17 protein-coding genes are annotated in these 18,435 nt (G+C 36.0%); all 17 read right to left on the bottom strand.

Features of this window, described 5'->3' with window-relative positions:
• Positions 1 to 4: 4 nt before the first annotated feature.
• Positions 5 to 1,966, bottom strand: coding sequence for a type I glutamate--ammonia ligase (locus CACET_RS03230; RefSeq protein WP_044823000.1), 1,962 nt, complete (start codon positions 1,964 to 1,966; stop codon positions 5 to 7).
• 315 nt (positions 1,967 to 2,281) lie between these two features.
• Positions 2,282 to 2,929, bottom strand: coding sequence for a transporter associated domain-containing protein (locus tag CACET_RS20355; RefSeq protein WP_052661193.1), 648 nt, complete (start codon positions 2,927 to 2,929; stop codon positions 2,282 to 2,284).
• Positions 2,930 to 3,270: 341 nt separating this feature from the next.
• The gene (locus CACET_RS03220; protein WP_044823001.1) at positions 3,271 to 4,035 is read right to left on the bottom strand and encodes an HpcH/HpaI aldolase family protein; all 765 of its coding nucleotides are present in this window, start codon (positions 4,033 to 4,035) and stop codon (positions 3,271 to 3,273) included.
• A 28-nt stretch (positions 4,036 to 4,063) separates the two neighbouring features.
• On the bottom strand, positions 4,064 to 5,212 hold the full coding sequence (gene dgoD, locus CACET_RS03215; RefSeq protein WP_044823002.1) for a galactonate dehydratase: 1,149 nt from the start codon (positions 5,210 to 5,212) through the stop codon (positions 4,064 to 4,066).
• Positions 5,213 to 5,272: 60 nt separating this feature from the next.
• Positions 5,273 to 6,991: a dihydroxy-acid dehydratase gene (gene ilvD / locus CACET_RS03210; protein ID WP_044823003.1), complete on the bottom strand. Its 1,719-nt coding sequence runs from the start codon at positions 6,989 to 6,991 to the stop codon at positions 5,273 to 5,275.
• A 194-nt stretch (positions 6,992 to 7,185) separates the two neighbouring features.
• The gene (locus CACET_RS03205) at positions 7,186 to 8,463 is read right to left on the bottom strand and encodes a TRAP transporter large permease (protein ID WP_201774892.1); all 1,278 of its coding nucleotides are present in this window, start codon (positions 8,461 to 8,463) and stop codon (positions 7,186 to 7,188) included.
• A gap of 3 nt (positions 8,464 to 8,466) precedes the next feature.
• The gene (locus CACET_RS03200) at positions 8,467 to 8,997 is read right to left on the bottom strand and encodes a TRAP transporter small permease (RefSeq protein WP_044823004.1); all 531 of its coding nucleotides are present in this window, start codon (positions 8,995 to 8,997) and stop codon (positions 8,467 to 8,469) included.
• Between the two features lie 153 nt (positions 8,998 to 9,150).
• On the bottom strand, positions 9,151 to 10,200 hold the full coding sequence (locus CACET_RS03195; RefSeq protein WP_052661194.1) for a TRAP transporter substrate-binding protein: 1,050 nt from the start codon (positions 10,198 to 10,200) through the stop codon (positions 9,151 to 9,153).
• Between the two features lie 71 nt (positions 10,201 to 10,271).
• Positions 10,272 to 11,363, bottom strand: a complete 1,092-nt coding sequence (locus tag CACET_RS03190; RefSeq protein WP_044823005.1) for an iron-containing alcohol dehydrogenase family protein — start codon at positions 11,361 to 11,363, stop codon at positions 10,272 to 10,274.
• Between the two features lie 22 nt (positions 11,364 to 11,385).
• Entirely contained in the window at positions 11,386 to 12,096 is a 711-nt protein-coding gene (locus CACET_RS03185) for a FadR/GntR family transcriptional regulator (protein WP_044823006.1), read from the bottom strand.
• A 573-nt stretch (positions 12,097 to 12,669) separates the two neighbouring features.
• A complete protein-coding gene (locus CACET_RS19355; RefSeq protein ID WP_052661195.1) occupies positions 12,670 to 13,053 on the bottom strand; it encodes a VOC family protein in 384 nt (127 codons plus the stop codon).
• Between the two features lie 156 nt (positions 13,054 to 13,209).
• A complete protein-coding gene (locus CACET_RS03175) occupies positions 13,210 to 14,211 on the bottom strand; it encodes a sugar kinase (RefSeq protein ID WP_341411677.1) in 1,002 nt (333 codons plus the stop codon).
• A complete protein-coding gene (locus CACET_RS03170) occupies positions 14,159 to 15,181 on the bottom strand; it encodes a sugar kinase (protein ID WP_341411675.1) in 1,023 nt (340 codons plus the stop codon). Before CACET_RS03170 ends, CACET_RS03175 begins: the two co-directional genes overlap by 53 nt.
• Positions 15,182 to 15,192: 11 nt before the next feature.
• A complete protein-coding gene (locus CACET_RS03165; protein ID WP_044823009.1) occupies positions 15,193 to 15,840 on the bottom strand; it encodes a bifunctional 4-hydroxy-2-oxoglutarate aldolase/2-dehydro-3-deoxy-phosphogluconate aldolase in 648 nt (215 codons plus the stop codon).
• A 212-nt stretch (positions 15,841 to 16,052) separates the two neighbouring features.
• The gene (locus CACET_RS03160) at positions 16,053 to 16,814 is read right to left on the bottom strand and encodes an IclR family transcriptional regulator (RefSeq protein ID WP_044823010.1); all 762 of its coding nucleotides are present in this window, start codon (positions 16,812 to 16,814) and stop codon (positions 16,053 to 16,055) included.
• A gap of 54 nt (positions 16,815 to 16,868) precedes the next feature.
• A complete protein-coding gene (locus CACET_RS03155) occupies positions 16,869 to 17,132 on the bottom strand; it encodes an HPr family phosphocarrier protein (protein WP_044823011.1) in 264 nt (87 codons plus the stop codon).
• Between the two features lie 25 nt (positions 17,133 to 17,157).
• Entirely contained in the window at positions 17,158 to 18,378 is a 1,221-nt protein-coding gene (locus tag CACET_RS03150) for a fused response regulator/phosphatase (RefSeq protein ID WP_044823012.1), read from the bottom strand.
• Between the last annotated feature and the right edge of the window lie 57 nt (positions 18,379 to 18,435).

Below are 18,435 nucleotides of genomic sequence, written 5' to 3'. Positions count from 1 at the left end.
TTTATTACATTCTATAGTGCTCATAATACCCATTTACTTCCTCTAAAAGATTTCTTCTATAGATAACATATAACTGTTTTAGGCAGCTGACTTTTTCCATCATTTCTAACTGTAAATTTGATACTAAATCAAAATCCTTGTCTTCAACCGCCTCCCTAATCTGGGTAAACAGCGACTTTCTTTCTAAACTATCCTTCATTAAATAGTTTCTAAGGGCATTCATTTTTTCCCAATTTACTACATCTAAATCTGTAACATTATCAGCACCATGCAACTTTTTACAGTTTCTTACCAGTGCCATGTTATCTACAATAATTCTTCCTGTCAGTTCCTTAACCCATTGATCTAAAATAGATATTCTATAGGAATTAACAATCTCTTCACTAAACACTTCTCCTTCAAACAATACTTTCTTTTTGTCCGGATAGTTTTCAAGTCCCTTTAAGTTTTCCCATACGGTAGCTGGCGGCTTAGCAAACAGGTGGTTTCTTTCTTCTTCTGTAAAATCTTCAAAAACATCCTCTTCGCTGCGATAAGCTCTATCCTTCTCTAAGTAAAGTTTTTCTTCCCCAGCTTTTTTAGAAAACTCTGCTTGCAATTGATGATCATCCATTTTGCTTTCTGCTGCAGCTTCAATACCATCTAACATAGCTTGATAGGAAGCAGCAATACATAAGTATGCATTGGTTGTTGGATTAGGTGCTCTTAATTCGAATCTAGTGGCTAAAGAATTATTGGTATCCCTCACTAATCCTACTAATACAGTACGGTTTCTAGAAGGCGTTTCTGGGGTATGACCTACAGATCCTACAATGCATATCGGTGCCTCGAAACCAGGTTTTAATCGATTAAATGCATCATTGGTGGAGGTTACAAATGGATTTACTACTTCGTAATTTTTCAATAATCCCATCAAAGCTCCCCAGCCTATTGAATTTATATAACTGGCATGCATATCCTTCGGTGCAAATAGGTTGATGTATTTACCATTTTTCAGTTTTAATCCTGCCCCCATATGGGTATGCTTACCACTTCCTGCCACCCCTTCAATGGGCTTGGCTAGAAAGGTTACTTCTAAACCATGATTTTCAAATATTTCTTCTATCAGCTCTCTAATAAAAAGTTCATTATCAGCACACTGTAGTGCTGTACTATACTTCCAGTCTATCTCCAACTGCTCCATAACATGATTTAGTTTTCCAGTAACCCCGATCTTCGCTGTAATGCCTCCTACTTCTTTATGACCCATCTCTGGCACAAATCCGTATTTATCCATTAACATGATGGTTTCCTCTAAAGCAGTTCTTACACTGCCTTTTGTTCTCTTCCAGTACTGCTCCTTTAGCATCTGAGAAGTAGACAGTTTTTCTTCATCTGCATAGTCCTCAGGAGTCTTTACCCAAAACTCTAGTTCTGTAGCTGTAGTCAATGCTACTTCCGCCACCTCATCAGGTGAGTCAATATTTAGTTCCTTTAATAGATGAGGATGTTTCTTTAGAAGTTTTTGTACTTGTACTGCAAAATAGTCTGCTGTTCTTTTTAGGACAGATCTAGAATCTACTCGCTTACCGTCATGCTCCAAAAATGCTGGTATTCTTAAAGTACCTATAGGTAGTCCATTGCCTTCATATAAATGGTCATAATTATAATCTACAAACCAGTTTACATCAAGGTCCGGAATTAAATCAACCTTAGCGTTGTTAAGGGTAGCAATCCCCTGAAGCATAACACTAGAACCATCTGTTTGAACCCCTACACTTAAAAACTCTTCCATATCTTCTAGAAACAAAGAGACCGGAATCTTCTCATCAGTATCATTTCCTCCTAAGTCCACTGCCACCACAGATACAAATTGAATATTAGGATGTGCCTCTAGAACCTTTGTTAAAACTTCTTTATTATGGGTCCAACTAGGTAATGAATAAATAATTGCTTCTTCTAATAGTTCTTCTACCTTCTTCTGCATAACCATACCTCCTCCTTCTTTTGTGCGAATAATTTTAGTTTAAACTTTATTTTCATTCGTACTATGACGAAGTCTAAAAACAATATTTGAATTTTAGTATACATTATACATGAACAATGTGGATTTGTAAATAAAAAACTTTACTTGGATTTTAATATTTATACATTTTATTTCATATTTTCCCATTTGTTAAAGGAGTTTTTTAAGTATTTCCCTCTATGTCTATCATTACCTTTTTTCTCTCAGCTTACTCCAGTTATAAGTATTCATTTTATACAAAATAATCAGGGACTTAGCAAACTAAGTCCCCACCCATTATCCTTTTTGTTTTTGCATTTCTTTGTTTTCCTTTAGCAGTACTTTTTCAATAAGTCCATCCTTCATTTTTACAATTTTAATTATAATATTTCCAGCCTCATATTCTGCTCCCTCTTCCACAGGTGTAGCACTTTCCTCTGAAAGGTTACACACTAAACCACCAATGGTATTGCCTTTATTTTCAGGAATATGCAACCCTGTATCAAAATTTACATCATGAACATATTCCCCCGCCGAAATTACTCTTCCTTCTTCATTTACAAATTTTTTATTTGTCATTAAGTATTTACGTATCAAAAATACTCCTGCTATAGCAATTGTCCCCAGCACTAAATCCAACATAGTCTCACTATAAATCAACATTTTCCTTGCAATAGCAAATAAAATCAGTTCCAGTATAGCACTTGTAGAGTGTGATAATAACATAAGCACTAACTCTATACCTACTACTAATAATAACGTAAAACCAAGAAACTTTTTAAATACTTCATAGGTATGACCAATGTCTGTATGGAGGATATAACCTATATACTTTACAATATCCACCAAACCAATAATAATGCCGATCGTTAAACCTAATGCCAACAACACCTCTAAACCCAGTACACTTTTTGTCAAATATTTCTTGAAATCGTGGCTTTTCATGCTTTATCATGCATCTCCTTTTAAAATAAGTATTCAGTATACAGAAATTATACACCTGAATAGCATGATCAGCAATATCGCAATTTATTAGCTCTTGCTAAAATTTTTTAAATGGAACAAAGTCTTCCTTTGGAAGATTTAAAGGATGCCTTTGTTGAAACTAGTAACGGAAATTATAACTTATCCACAACTTATAAAGTTTATACTTTCCTATTGGTTATACAAAAGCAAATACAATACAAGATTTTTCACTGTTAAAAATCCTTCATTTTTATTTAGCATGGAACTTGAAGGATTTTCAACAGTCTTTATATTTTAGTTTTTTATAATCTATTTTTTTGTTACTTCGTCTTCATTTGCTGGACTACCTCTCTACACTTTTCATAAAGAATACCTACATCCACAGAATAAGAGATGTACTGAACACCTAGTTCCATCCACTTAGCTGCCGCATCTGTGTGATCAACAAAGGTTCCTACAGCTATATTTTTTTCCTTTGCCTTCTTTGCTACTTCCTTCATCTTCTCTACCACTTTAGGATGGTCTACTTGCCCTGGTAAACCTAGGGATTGAGACAAATCGTAGGGTCCTAGGAAAATAACATCAATACCCTTTACAGTTAGAATCTCGTCAATATTGGTTACCCCTTCTTCTCCCTCAATATGGATAATCACCATAGTTTCTTTGTTAGCCTTTTGAAAGTACTCCTGTTTTTCTATAGCAGTGTATTTGGCCGCCCTCACATATCTGCAAACTCCTCTTTCACCTATAGGAGCAAACTTTGCTGCCTTCACCACATCTTCCGCATCTTTTTTGCAACAGATTTGAGGTACTTGTACAGCAGCTGCCCCTATATCTAAAGCCCTAGAAATCATCACCGGGTCTTTATCAGACACCCTAATTACTGGTGATATACCTGTCAATTCTGCAGCTCTAACCATCTCTTCTGCTTGAAGGACATTTAAAGGACCATGTTCACAGTCAATAATAACATAGTCAAAACCAGCTAAGCCCATAATTTCCACCACTGCTGGACTGGGTAGCTTCATAAAGGGTCCCAACACAGATTGTCCTTGCGTTAGTTTTTGTTGTATTAAATTACCCATATGTCTTCCTCCTAATAAGTTGATTCAACTACCATTCAGCAACACTACCATCTTTATGTCTCCAAACAGGGTTCTTCCAGTTATGACCTTCTCTAGCTGCTTGTCTTACCTTCGCTTCGTCGATCTCTATTCCTAGTCCTGGTCCCTTTGGCATCTCCACATAGCCCTTATCGTATTTAAACACAGTTTTGTCCTTTAGATAATCTAATATGTCGTTGCCTTGGTTATAATGGATACCTAAGCTTTGTTCCTGAATAAAAGCATTATGACTGCAGGCATCTACCTGGAGACAAGATGCTAAGGCTATAGGACCTAGTGGGCAATGGGGAGCTAAAGCAACATCATAAGCTTCTGCCATAGTGGCAATTTTTCTACATTCTGTAATACCACCTGCATGGGAAAGATCTGGTTGTATAATATCTACATAACCCTCAGATAAAATATGTTTAAAGTCCCAACGGCTATACATTCTCTCTCCTGTTGCAATTGGTGTAGAAGTATGATTTGCAATTTCCCTTAAGGCTTCTAGATTTTCAGTTAACACTGGTTCTTCAATAAACATGAGTTGATAAGGTTCTAATGCTTTTGCTAGAACTTTGGCCATTGGTTTATGGACTCTGCCATGAAAATCTACGCCAATACCAAAGCTTTTTCCTACCACCTTTCTAATGGCAGCTACTCTTTCTACAACTTCATCTATTTTATCGTAGGAATCAATATACTGAAGCTCTTCAGTCCCATTCATTTTAATAGCAGTAAAACCCTGTTGTTTTTTTTCTAGTGCAGCCTGCGCCACATCACTAGGTCTGTCTCCACCGATCCAAGAGTAGACCTTGATTTTATCTCTACAAGCCCCCCCTAGCAAATCATAAACAGGTGCATTATAAAACTTTCCTTTTATATCCCATAATGCCTGATCAATACCAGAGATAGCACTCATCAAGATAGGACCCCCTCTATAGAAGCCTGCTCTATACAGGACTTGCCAATGGTCTTCAATCTTTAAAGGGTCCTTTCCTATAAGGTATTCGCTCAATTCCTCCACCGCAGCCTTTACCGTATGGGCTCTACCTTCTATAACAGGCTCCCCCCACCCAGTAATTCCTTCATCAGTTTCTATCTTTAGAAACAACCACCTTGGTGGAACTTGAAATAATTCAAACTTTGTTATCTTCATGATAAATCCTCCTTATATATATATAGGAAGTAGCCTATACAAAGATAGGCTACTAATTGGCTATTCCATATAAGCACCCTTCATTGGAGAAACAGCTAATTTGCTATAAATCCCTAAAATTCCGCTTTTTTGTTTCAGCACTGGTTTTTGCCAATGTTTTTTTCTTTCCGCTAATATCGTATTCATTTCTTCTTTACTTTTTTCTTCACCCTTCACACCAACAATCTCTATGAGTCTATTAGGGATATCAATTCTTATTAAATCCCCTTCCTCCACCAGTGCTATAGGTCCCCCTTCAACCGCCTCTGGAGAAACATGTCCAATAGCAGGTCCTCTCGTAGCACCAGAGTATCTACCATCAGTGATTAGGGCAATTGAAGATACTAGCTCAGGGTCTGAAACGATAGCTTCTGTTGTATAAAACATTTCTGGCATACCAGAACCCTTAGGTCCCTCATATCTGATAAACACTGCATCCCCAGGTTTAATTGTTTTGTTTACCACCGCTTCGAAGGCATCTTCCTCTGAATCAAATGGTCTAGCACTTAACGTTGCCTGTAGCATTTCTTTTGCTACAGCAGAATGTTTTACCACTGCTCCCTCAGGGGCTAAATTCCCCTTTAATATAGCAACAGCACCCTCTTTTTGGATAGGATTACTTATACACCTAATTATTTCTTCACGCTTTAAGCCGAAACCTTCTAGGTACTTTTCACTTCTTTCAAAGAAACCGCTTTCTCTTAGATCTTTTAGATTTTCTCCCAAAGTCTTACCGGTTATTGTTATTACGTCTAAGTGTAGGAAATCTTTAATTTCTTCCATTACTGCTGGTAATCCTCCTGCATACCAGAAGTATTCTGCTGGGAAGGTACCACTTGGGCGAATATTTACGAGGTAAGGAACTTTTCTATGAATATCGTCAAATAGTTGTGGATCTAAATCGATTCCCACCTCATGGGCTATCGTTGGTAAATGAAGTAAAGTATTGGTTGATCCAGCAATAGCAGCATGCACCATAATAGCATTTTCAAAGGCCTTCATCGTTAAAATATCAGAAGGTTTTAGGTCTTGCTTTATAAGTTCTAATAACTGTGCCCCTGCTTTTTTAGCAACTTCCTGCATTTCTTCGATGGTAGCCGGCATTAAGGAAGTTCCTGGTAAAGCCAGTCCCAAAGCTTCTGCCATTACCTGCATCGTAGCAGCAGTTCCCATAAAGGCACAGGCACCACAGGTAGGACAAGCTGTATGCTGTTTTTCTTTAAAAGCAGCTTCTGTCATTTCTCCACGTTTCAATAGAGCACTATATGTCCCTATCTGCTCTAATGTCAACATATTAGGTCCTGCCTTCATTACCCCTCCTGTCACAACAATTGAAGGCATATTAAGACGTGCCACTGCCTTCAAATGGGCAGGTACTCCTTTATCACAACTGCATATAAACAAGCCTCCATCAAAAGGTGTAGCAGTAGCTTGTATTTCAATCATGCTTGCAATCACTTCTCTTGAAAGCAGTGAATAGTTCATACCATCATGCCCTTGAGCAATACCGTCGCAAATGTCTGTTGTTGTATACTTGGCGGCTTTTGCCCCTAAAAGACTCAGTTTTTCTTCTGCCGCAAAAACTAATTTATTTAAATGAACGCTTCCAGGGTGACTGTCTCCCCAAGTGCTTTGCAGAAAAACCTGAGGTTTTTCCAAATCATCAGCTGTCCATCCCATTCCCATTTTGAGGGAGTCCATTTCCACTGCAACATTTCTCATTTTTTGACTTTTCAGCATCTCTAGCCCTCCTTTAATTCTATAAACTAAAAAGTTTATATATATATATGCTTTTAGCGTTAATATAAAGGGTCTACAGTTTTATATTCGTTAGAAAACATATCTAAAGACTACAAAGCAGACCTTAATATATTAAAGTGCAAGTATACTGTCTCAGATCTATACAAGCACTGATATTTTCTAAAACAAGTCTATTACCTCAGTGTATTTGGAATCCATAGAACCAATTGAGGGAATAGAATAATTAACAATAAAATTGCTACTTGTGTTGCTAAGAAAGGAAGCATAGCCTTGGTAATCTTTTCTAATGAAATCTTAGCAATACCACAGGAGATATAAAGTATTGTACCAACCGGCGGAGTTACCAGACCAATTCCTAAGTTAATTACCATCATAACACCAAAAAATACGGGGTCAATCCCTACGGCTGTAGCTACTGGTAATAAAACCGGCGTTAAGATCAACAATGCTGGTGTCAAGTCCATAACACTTCCTACTAAAAGCAAGAAGAAGTTAATAATCAATAATACAATCAATGGATTGTCCGAAATCGATAAAATTGTAGTAGCAATACTTTGTGGTATTCTTACAACTGTTAATAACCAGGCAACAACCATAGCTGTTCCTGCTACTAACATAACAATTCCAGTTGTCTTTCCAGTATCAATTAAAATTCTTGGTAAGTCCCTGACACTCATTTCTTTATAGACAAAAAGAGAAACAATAAGTGCGTATACTACTGATACAACCGCTGCTTCAGTAGGGGTGAAGTATCCAGAAATGATACCACCTATAATAATTACCGGTAGAAACACTGCCCAAATCGATTCCTTTAAAGCCTTAAATACTCTTACAATAGAGAATTTATCCCCTTTAGGATAGTTTCTCTTTTTTGATATGATAAAAGTCAATGTCAATAGAGAAAAACCTATTAAAATCCCAGGAATGATTCCGCCTAAAAACATTCTTACTACAGAGGTACCACCAATTAGACCAAATAAAATCATAGGAATACTAGGAGGGATAACGATACCCATAGTAGCTGAAGAAGCTGTTACAGCAGCAGAAAAATCAGCATCATAGCCATCTTCCTTCATAGCAGGAATCAAAAGCCCACCAATAGCAGCTGTATCCGCTACAGAAGAACCAGAAATACCTCCAAAAAACATACTGGCTACTATGTTTACTAACCCTAGACCCCCAGTGATGTGGCCTACCAATGAATTAGATAAATTTATAATCCGTTTTGCAATCCCGCCGGAGTTCATAATTTCTCCAGCCAACATGAAAAAAGGTACTGCCAGTAGAGGAAAACTATCTATACCACCTACCATTTTTTGCACCAAAATATCATATCCAAAGTTTTGGATTCCCATCATAACCAGTGCTGCCAAGCCCAAGCAGAAGGCTACAGGAACGCCAATTAATAAAAACCCAAAGAGTGCTACTAAAAAGATGATAAGCATATCCATTGTTTATTCCTCCTTTACCTTTTTCTTTGTAAAATGCTCTACTAATCCAACAATACTATTTAATAAGTTCTCGATAGCAATCAAAATCATAGCATATCCTGCCACTACTACTGGCATATACTTAATATTCGTTGGTAACCCTAGTGCAGGTGTTCTGGCATTTCTGATGGTATATACAATTCTATGACCGCCTAAAATCATTGCCCTTGTAACAAATATAATTAAAATCCATGAAATAATTTCAAAAATTAATTGCTGATGAGGTTTTAAGCGGGTTACTACTATATCTAACCCTAAATGCTCTTTATAATATAAACCTAACACTGCACCATTAAAAACCATCCAAACAAACATAATTCTAGATAATTCCTCTGACCATGCAATAGACGCATTTAAGTAGTTACGACTAATTACAGAATAAAAAACGATGCCTACCATTACAGCTAATCCTAGGGCAATCATTATTTTGAATAAATAGCTGATGTATCTGTTAAGTGTTGATAAGCCCTTTGGAATACGCTTTAACATTTCCATGATTCCTTGCCTCCTTTATACTCTGAACAATTATTGATTTCCCTAGGGGACTGTCTTTTCTTTTTCTATCAAAAAGGAGTTTAAATATGTTATTTAAACTCCTTTTTAAATTTTCTATACAGTTTTTGAGCCTATATGACTTGATTTTTTAGACTATCTATTTGATAAACGCTCAATTTCTGCTAATACTTCTTCTACGTACTCTGCTCCAATTTCATTTCTAAATTTCTCTACAGTAGAGCTTGTAGCTTCTTGGAAAGCTCTTTGTTGCTCTGGTGTTAATTCTGTTACAGTCATTCCTGCTTCTCTTAATCCTTCAGTTAACTCTTCTGTGTACTCACGGCTGATTCTTCTTTGTTCGTCTCTAGCCACTAAAGCACCATCTTCTACAACTTCTTGTAGGTCTGCTGGTAGTCCATCCCAGAATATTTTACTCATTAATAATACGAAAGGACTGTAAACATGACCTGTTAATGTTGTATATTTTTGTACTTCTGGATAGTTTTGTAGATAAATTGTTGGTACTGGGTTTTCTTGTCCATCTACAACCCCTTGTTGCATTGCTGTAAATAACTCACCAAAAGGCATTGGTGTTGGATTTGCTCCTAAAGCTCTAAAGAAATCTAAGTGTACTTGGTTTTCCATTGTTCTGATTTTTAAACCATTCATATCAGCAGGTGTTTGTACTTCTCTTACATTGTTGGTTAAATGACGGTATCCATTTTCCCAATAAGCTAAACCTACTAATCCATGCTCTTCTAAACCATCTAATAATTCTTGTCCAAGAGGTCCATCAACAAAATCTGAAGCAACTTCTTCAGTTGGGAATAAGAATGGTAAGTCGAAGATCATAAATCTTTTGTCGATAGAAGTGATAGGTGCAGAGGAAGGACATGTAACTTCTTGGCTTCCTAACTGTAAAGCTTCCATCATTTGAATATCGTCTCCTAATTGACTACTATGGAATAACTGAACTTCAATTCTTCCGTTACTTTCTCTTTCTACATACTCTTTAAAAACTTCTAAACCTTTGAACTGTGGATGTTGATCATTAAGACCAATTCCTGCACGAATTACATACTTTTCTTGGTCTCCACCAGCACCACCTTGTGAATCCCCTGATGGAGCACTGCTGCATCCAACCATTGCTACAATCAATGATAAGACTAGCATTACTACAACTAACTTTTTCATTTTTTTCATGAATTTTTCCCCCTCATGATTTTAGTTTTTATTATATAATGACTTTATACTATTTCATAGCATAAAGAACACTAACACTTAGGTGCTAAGCTTTTTTCTTCAAGCTTTTGCATCGCTTCAAACAACATATCTTTCGTTACAACATACGGTGTTTTTTTCATATCTGGAGCATTTACTGCTTTTTCTAAGACATTCTCTAAATAGTTTCTATCATTCTTTACATCAATATGTTCTAAACAGGTTGGTAATTTCACCTCTTTATAGAAGGACAGAAGCTTCTCTAGCTCCTTTTCCTGATGATCTACTGCCAGCAGTACTAAAACTCCATAAGCCACAACCTCACCATGAAGATGATGCTTTTCTATCTCTTCTAATAAGGTAAATCCATAAAATAAGCCATGAGCGATGGCTCCGTTATTTTCATCCCCCACCAGCATAGCTACAATTCCAGTGCTTATAATATTATTTAGAATGATTTGCTCTAACTCATAGGAAGCTATTTTATTTTCACTATCCAACAATGCCTTTTTTCCATACTCAATTAGTGGTTCTACACACATGATACTAATGGATTTACCCATGGTTGCACTGTGGGATAATTTTTTGCTTCTTGTGGTAATACCTACTTCATAGTACTTTGCTATAGTATCTCCAATACCTGCCCAAAGATACTTTGTAGGAGCATCTGCAATAACCCCGCTATCCATGAAAATATGCACAGGCGGCTGACTTAGTTGAAATAACGCTTCGAAATCTCCCTTTTCTGTATACACGATAGATAAGGGAGTGGTAGCTGCACAGGTTGCGGCAATGGTTGGTATTGTAAAAGACAGAAGATCTGCTTTTTCAGCAGCAGCTTTTGCAGTATCAATTGCTTTGCCGCCACCTACCCCTACAATCATGTCTGCTTTTTCTGCTTTAGCCTTTTCTGCAATACTATCGATATTAGCAAAGGTACACTCTCCACCGTACCAAAGGAAATCGATAACATCTATATTGTTGTTTGCAAAAGATGCCTTCAACTGTTGGGTAGTTTTTTCTAATGCAGTTTTTCCTCCTACTACCAATACACGTTTTCCATAGTCTTTTAATACACTTCCTACTGTAGGTAAAACGTTTTCTTGGATGGCATAATTCGGAAACTTCACTGTTAAGTTCTTCATACACTCACCTCTTCTTATATATTTAAATGTTTTTTTTCATTTCCTTTTCCTTCATAACAATAGCTAAAATGTCGTTTTTAGTCCTTTGTACATGCCTTTTCATATAAAGTGCTGCTAGTTCAGAATCTCTTTCCTTGATGGCATCTAATATTTTTTTATGTTCTCTAACACCTCGCTCTGGACCCAAGCATCGGTTAATTTCATTCTGCTGAAATTTCCAAATATCTGTCAAAATACTGTTGACTTTGATAATTAAAGAATTTTTACTGGCTTTTGCAATTTCCATATGAAATTGATAATCAGCATTTGCAAAATCCTCAGATGTATCATTGTTGTCATACATGATTTGGTAACATTCTTCCAATACTTTAATGGTATGATCGTCACATCTTTCCGCACAAAGTCTAGCAGTGTCTGCTTCTATCACTTCTCTAAACTCTAGTACATCTAACAAGTTGTCTTTATCAAGCAAAATCATAGGTACAAGACTGTTTAAATAGATGGAGGGCGAAAGCTCATTTACAAAGGTTCCTTCCCCTTGTCTTTTGGTGAGAATGTTTAAAGCCACCATTTTTTCAATAGCCTCTCGCACAGACATCCTACTGACTCCTAGATCTTGAGATAGCTGATTTTCTGATGCTATCTTCATCCCACTTGTCCATTCCTTATTATAAATCTTTTCTTCGATGGCTCTGTATACGATTTCACTAGTATTAATTTTTTTCTTTTCCAAGTTTTTCACTTCCTCCGCAACTTGTCGGACAACATATGATTTAGTTTGATTATATATAAGAGTTTTATCCTTGTCAATGATTTTTTTGTTTTTTTAAAACTGCTTTTTTACCCTGCAAACCGTAAATTTCAAAGATATTATTTATTTTTTTAATAATTTGCAATTTTGTAACTTGTATTATAAGTTGTATACAAAGTTCTTTTTTAATAGTTTTTTTTCTTCATCGATTCCTACTTGTCATACCTTTCCCTTTTAAATACTGGTTGGATACACTTAGTATACAAAAAACAAAAGAACCTACTTTGTATATTTACGAAGCAAGTCCTTTTATCGTGATAAATTTAAATACACTTAAACATATTTTTCTTAATGCCCTCACTGTGTGTTATTCACACTAAAATAACATACAATGCACTGGACAACAAAAAAACATTTGCGTATAGTTATTAACTCAACTTATGTAGTTTCTCTAATAATTTTTACTACTATTATTAAATTATTGCACAATCCAAACTATTATTTAAATATTAGACAGACAAAATCTTGGTTTGTCGCCTTAAGAAAAATACACGATTAATATAAACTTTCAGGTCTTTGAATGAAGTGAATAATGTTTCCCTCAACATCTTTAAAAAAGGCTGTCTTAATTCCCTTTGGACTCACCTTTAATTCTTCAATAATTTCTACATTATGCTTTAATAGATTTTCGTACTCTTTCTCTATATTATCTGTTCCAAAGGATAAATGTCTTATTCCTTGATTTTTATTGCCCACAGCTTCAGTAGTGTGATCTGCTGGATAAATCTCCAACATACTATTGTCTTCCATCAATAAAAAATAAGTGGGTTTTTCTTTTTTATTATCATAAACAATTTTAAGATTGAATAGTTTTATATACCAGTCCTTCAAAGCTTCTGTATCTTTAGCACAAATTCCAACATGCTCTAGTGTCAACATACACATCATTCTCCTTTTGTTTTTATTTTTCTTTTAAAACATACTACAACAGCTTATTTACATGCATGTAAATAAGCTGTTGTTCTTCCTCTATATTTAAAGGGGAGGGTAAAATATAGGGTCTATTTGTTTTGGGGTTATTTGTTTTGGGGTTACTTATCTATCTATATATTCTTCGGTGCCCATAAATCTCTGTACCTGTTGGAGGGTTGGAAATCCTTCCATATCTCCTCTAACTAGGGTTGCCATGGCACCAACAGCATTGGCTAATTGTCCGCATCCTCTTAAACTAAAGTTCTGCAATACACCTGATAAAAATCCAGCGGCAAAACCATCTCCTGCCCCTACAGTATCTTCAGGCTTTTCAACAATATAGCCAGTAACAAATTCATCTTCCTCTTGCTTTGCAAGATAACACCCTTCTTTTCCTAGCTTGACAGCTACAATTTTGCAGCCCATATCTAGAAATTCTCTGGCAATTTCTTTAGGATCTTCTGTCCCTAGCAGCAATCTTCCTTCGTCTTGACCTGGAAAAATGATATCTGCCAGTTTTGCCATCTCTAATAAGGTGGGTCTTGCCTCCTCTATACGCCATAATTTCAACCGAATATTTGGATCGAAGGATACCAATACATTATTCGCTTTAGCAAATTCTACTGCTTTAAAAACTGTTTCTCTAGCACTTGGGGATAGTGCCAAAGTTATACCTGTAACATGTAGAATCTTAGAGGATTTAATATAGTCAAAGTCCAAATCTTTTATTACCATATTACTAGCAGCTGAGTTTTTTCTATAATAGTACACATTCGGATTAACGTGAGCAAATCTTTCCTTAAAAAGCAGTCCTGTATTGTTATGGGGATCAGTAACAACTCTAGAAACATCTACACCTTCACCACGAATGATTGCTTTTATATAGCGTCCAAACTCATCATCACCTATTTTGGAAAACCATCCTACATGATGACCTAGTCTAGCAAGGGCAATAGCTACATTAGACTCCGCACCTGCTATAGATTTATTAAAATTATGAACATATCTTAATGGTCCAGTAGTGTCTGGATTAAATAGAACCATAGATTCTCCAAAGGTTACAATTTCCATATTATCTTTGAACTCGTCCTGATGCATCACCTTTTGCCAAAGTTTCCACTTCATCTTTAGCAACTAGGTTGAAGTCTCCAGGAATTGTATGCTTTAATGCAGAGGCAGCAACAGCAAATTCTAATGCCTCTTGTAATGACATTTCTGTGATCAATCCATAGATTAATCCACTTGCAAAAGAGTCTCCTCCTCCAACTCTATCTACAATTCTTACATCATATTTTCTAGATAAGTAAGATTTTTCACCATCATATAATAATGCTGACCAACCATTATCTGAAGCAGAGTAACTTTCTCTTAATGTAGAAGCAACATATTTAAAACCAAATCTTTCGATTAACTTTTTCGCTACTTCCTCATAAGCCGTATGATCAATTTCACCTTGTGTAATATCAGTATGAGCAGCCTTAATGCCAAATACCATTTCTGCATCTTCTTCATTACCAATGCATACATCAACATATTGCATTAAGCCAGACATTACTTCGTTAGCTTTTGCTGGTGTCCAAAGCTTCTTTCTAAAGTTTAAGTCAACAGAAACAGTTACACCCATTTCTTTTGCTGCTTTACATGCTTCTAGTGTAACGGCAGCTGCCTTATCACTTAAAGCAGGTGTTATACCTGTAAAGTGGAACCAGTCTATACCATTAAAGATTTCCTTCCAATTAAAATCTGAAGCATCAGCTTCAGCTATTGCCGCATGTGCTCGATCATAGATGACTTTAGATGGTCTTTGAGAAGCTCCTGTTTCTAAGAAATAAATGCCCAGTCGATCTCCACCTCTTGCAATATAACTGGTATCTACACCAAATCTTCTCAAAGCGTTAATAGCACTTTGACCTATTTCATGCTTAGGTACTTTTGTTACAAATTTAGCGTCTAAACCATAGTTTGCTAAAGATACACAAACATTTGCTTCTCCACCACCATAATTTACATCAAAGCTATCAGATTGTACAAACCTTTCATAGCCTGGGGTAGACAATCTTAACATGATTTCTCCAAGAGTTACTACCTTTTTCATCATCATCCCTCCTATTTTCCTCTAGCTTCTTTTATTTTTTCTACAAATTGTTTAGCAATATCAGTAATTTGTTGATAATCTCCAGTTTTAGCTCCACCTGTCAGTTCTCCACCTACACCTACTGCTACGCAACCATTTTTAATCCACTCACCCACATTGTCCAAACTCACGCCACCGGTAGGCATCAGCACTGATTGTGGCAGTGGTCCCTTGATAGCTTTAATTACGCTAGGACCGTATACACTTCCTGGAAACACCTTAATTACATCAGCTCCAGCCTCCATAGCCTTAACGATTTCTGTAATGGTCATACAACCAGGCATATATGGCACTTGATAGCGATTGCAAAGTTTTGCTGTTTCTAAATCAAAAGATGGACTAACAATATACTCTGCTCCAGCCAAAATAGCAATTCTAGCTGTTTCGCTATCTAGCACAGTGCCAGCTCCCACGATTAGTTGATCTTTCGTAAACTTCTCTTTTAGCGCCGTTATTACTTTGTCTGCCGCTGGTACAGTAAAAGTAACTTCAATAGCTGGAATACCACCTTCTATACAAGCATTAGCAATTTTTTCTGCTATTTCACCAGTCTCTGCTCTGACAACGGCAACAATGCCTGCTTCTGTAATTCTATTTAATGTTTCTATTTTAGGTATCATTCGTTACCCTCCTAACCTTCTATATTGTTTCATAATGCAAACTATAGTTTCATTATACGAAATTAATTTCCTGATATCAAAAGACTTAAACTGTCGTTTCACTTATTTATTATGGATTATCTTCCTATATTTCATTCTTTCTTTTTATTATATAGAAATACTAAATTTTTACTTACTTTACGCTTTTATAGCTAAAAAAAAGTTGGGTTACACTATTGTCTGTAACCCAACTCTTTGGAAATTTTCATGCTATATTCTAATATATAGTTTTTAAAGTTTTGTATTGCTTGTTTCGTCACTCGAATAGTGGGTCCCGATACACTTATAGCACCGCATACTTCTCCGTTATGAGCAAAAATAGGACTGCCGATACATCGAATGCCCAGCTCATTTTCTTCTTCATCTAAAGCATAGCCCAGTTCTCGGATTTTTGTTAGATTTTTTTTCATTTCCTGCAAATCTGTAATGGTGTATTGCGTAAATCTTTTAATCTCACTATCCTGCCAAATTCCCTCTACTTCCTCCTCCGATAAATAAGCCATGATAGCCTTTCCTACGGATGTACAATACATAGGGCTTCTGGTTCCTATACGAGAATGCATTCTTATCTTATTGTCAGACTCTACTTTATCTATATAAACAATTTCCGTACCTTCTCTTACAACCAAATGAACAACTTCATTGGTAACTTCCTTTAATTGTTGTAAATAAGGCTTTGCTACAGATAAGATATCCATCTTATCTATAAGTTTGTTGCCTAGTTCTAGAAGCTTCAGTGTCAATCTATACTTATTTGTATTTGGATTTTGCTCTACATATCCTTTATAAATCAAAGTTACTAGAAGTCTATGGACAGTACTTTTATGGAGGTCTATTTTTGAACTGATTTCTGTAATTCCTACGCCTTCTTCATAGTCCGATAATACTTCTAATATAGACAATGCTCTATCTACAGATTGTACTGTTTCCTTCATTTCTACACTTCCTTTTCTACTTCCTCATGTTGTATAAGCATTTTGCTAGATGATTTACTTTTCTCCTGGGTTTTCTATTAAATGGGCTAAGGCCTTAAGAGCCTTTTCTGCATCAGAGCCCTCTGCCTTTAGCAACACTTCTTCCCCCTGCCGTAAAAGCATGCTCATAATATTCATGATGCTTTTACAATTATATTCATTGCCATCCTTTATAACATAGCTTTCAGCTTTAAATTTCGTAGCCTCTCTTACTAGTAAACTAGCAGCACGGGCATTTAATCCTGTTTCACTTTTTACTGTTATCTTTTTTTCTAACATTCTTCCTTACCTTCCCTTCAAATATTTATAGAAATTTTATCCATTTCATTTCTAATACAGATAAATCGTCCTTTAATTTTTCCTGTGCTTTGGCTAATTGATTTAAATTGTAAGTTAAATAATGATTAGGATAACTGTGTTGTATCTCGTTTTGCAGGTATTCCATAAGCCCATCGTACTCCAATGTTTTTCCGTTTTCTGCCTTCAATTCCAATAGTCCATCTGTATAGATAATTAAGTGATCTCCTGACTCTAAATAGATAGTTTTTTCTTCATAGCCCTCTGTAAACTCAAAGCCCACTGGCGTTCCATATCCGTCTAATTCCGTCACTTCACCGTCATCTCTCACTAATATAGGAGAAGGATGGGCAGCCCTAACGTATTTTAGTACTCCTGTTTTTACGTTTAGAACCATGTAGAAAATAGTAAAGTACTGATGATATTTTGTAAAAGGAAATCTCTTATTTAAATAATTTATAACTTCTAATGGTGAAATGATTTCGTAATAAGGAGGTCGATCAATTTTTTTCTTTAAAGGTGACCCTCTATCCACATCTAAAATAAGAAATTCTGATAAAGCTACTGCCAACATAGAGGAAGCTACCCCATGACCCATTACATCAATCACATAAAGCCCCATATGGTCTTCATCCAGCATAAAAACATCAAATGTATCTCCCCCTACCTTACCTGAAGGTTGAAAGTGCCAGAAAAAAGAACAGTTTGGTATGTTACCAAGGGACTTTGGAATAAGTGCCTCCTGGATTTTTGAAGCCATGGTTAAATTATTTTCAAGCTCCACTTTCTGCTTGTTTATGATAGCTAAACTTTCCTTCAGTGCCTTTTTCGTCTTATTATGCTTTTGTTGTAAACTTGATAGCTTTAAATTATTCTTTACTTTTAACATGAATTCTTTTTCGTCAAAAGGTTCCTGTATATAATCATTAATACCATATTCAATCCATTGAAGTTTTTGGTAGAAAGCCTTGCCCCTTAGAACTGCCATCAAAGGGATCTCCGAGGTCCTATCATCTTCTTTTAAAAGCTTGCATACTTCTAAATATGCACCCTCTTGCCCTTGTATATCCATAATGATGATATGAGGCATAAGACTTAGTACCTCTACAATTATATTGGAGGCTATAGATCTTTCTATTACTTCATGTCCATATCTTCTAAGTATTTTTTTTATGTCCCAATGATCGTCTGTTTCCTCGTGTAATATTAACGCTTTTCCATATCCCATCTTATATCACAACCCTTACTTCCTTGATATATTTTATTATAGTTTAACGCTTATTTC

Source organism: Clostridium aceticum (assembly GCF_001042715.1).
Lineage (GTDB): Bacteria > Bacillota > Clostridia > Peptostreptococcales > Natronincolaceae > Andreesenella > Andreesenella acetica.
This window is presented reverse-complemented; position numbering and strand designations above follow the sequence as displayed.

Coding starts and splice junctions, on each gene's coding strand:
- CACET_RS03170 (WP_341411675.1), bottom strand. CDS start 15,181: ATGAAAAAGGTAGTAACTCTTGGAGAAATCATGTTAAGATTGTCTACC.
- CACET_RS20355 (WP_052661193.1), bottom strand. CDS start 2,929: ATGAAAAGCCACGATTTCAAGAAATATTTGACAAAAAGTGTACTGGGT.
- CACET_RS03165 (WP_044823009.1), bottom strand. CDS start 15,840: ATGATACCTAAAATAGAAACATTAAATAGAATTACAGAAGCAGGCATT.
- CACET_RS03175 (WP_341411677.1), bottom strand. CDS start 14,211: ATGAAGTGGAAACTTTGGCAAAAGGTGATGCATCAGGACGAGTTCAAA.
- CACET_RS03200 (WP_044823004.1), bottom strand. CDS start 8,997: ATGGAAATGTTAAAGCGTATTCCAAAGGGCTTATCAACACTTAACAGA.
- CACET_RS03195 (WP_052661194.1), bottom strand. CDS start 10,200: ATGAAAAAAATGAAAAAGTTAGTTGTAGTAATGCTAGTCTTATCATTG.
- CACET_RS03220 (WP_044823001.1), bottom strand. CDS start 4,035: ATGGGTAATTTAATACAACAAAAACTAACGCAAGGACAATCTGTGTTG.
- ilvD (WP_044823003.1), bottom strand. CDS start 6,991: ATGCTGAAAAGTCAAAAAATGAGAAATGTTGCAGTGGAAATGGACTCC.
- CACET_RS19355 (WP_052661195.1), bottom strand. CDS start 13,053: ATGTTGACACTAGAGCATGTTGGAATTTGTGCTAAAGATACAGAAGCT.
- CACET_RS03160 (WP_044823010.1), bottom strand. CDS start 16,814: ATGAAGGAAACAGTACAATCTGTAGATAGAGCATTGTCTATATTAGAA.
- CACET_RS03205 (WP_201774892.1), bottom strand. CDS start 8,463: ATGGATATGCTTATCATCTTTTTAGTAGCACTCTTTGGGTTTTTATTA.
- CACET_RS03190 (WP_044823005.1), bottom strand. CDS start 11,363: ATGAAGAACTTAACAGTGAAGTTTCCGAATTATGCCATCCAAGAAAAC.
- CACET_RS03150 (WP_044823012.1), bottom strand. CDS start 18,378: ATGGGATATGGAAAAGCGTTAATATTACACGAGGAAACAGACGATCAT.
- CACET_RS03155 (WP_044823011.1), bottom strand. CDS start 17,132: ATGTTAGAAAAAAAGATAACAGTAAAAAGTGAAACAGGATTAAATGCC.
- dgoD (WP_044823002.1), bottom strand. CDS start 5,212: ATGAAGATAACAAAGTTTGAATTATTTCAAGTTCCACCAAGGTGGTTG.
- CACET_RS03230 (WP_044823000.1), bottom strand. CDS start 1,966: ATGCAGAAGAAGGTAGAAGAACTATTAGAAGAAGCAATTATTTATTCA.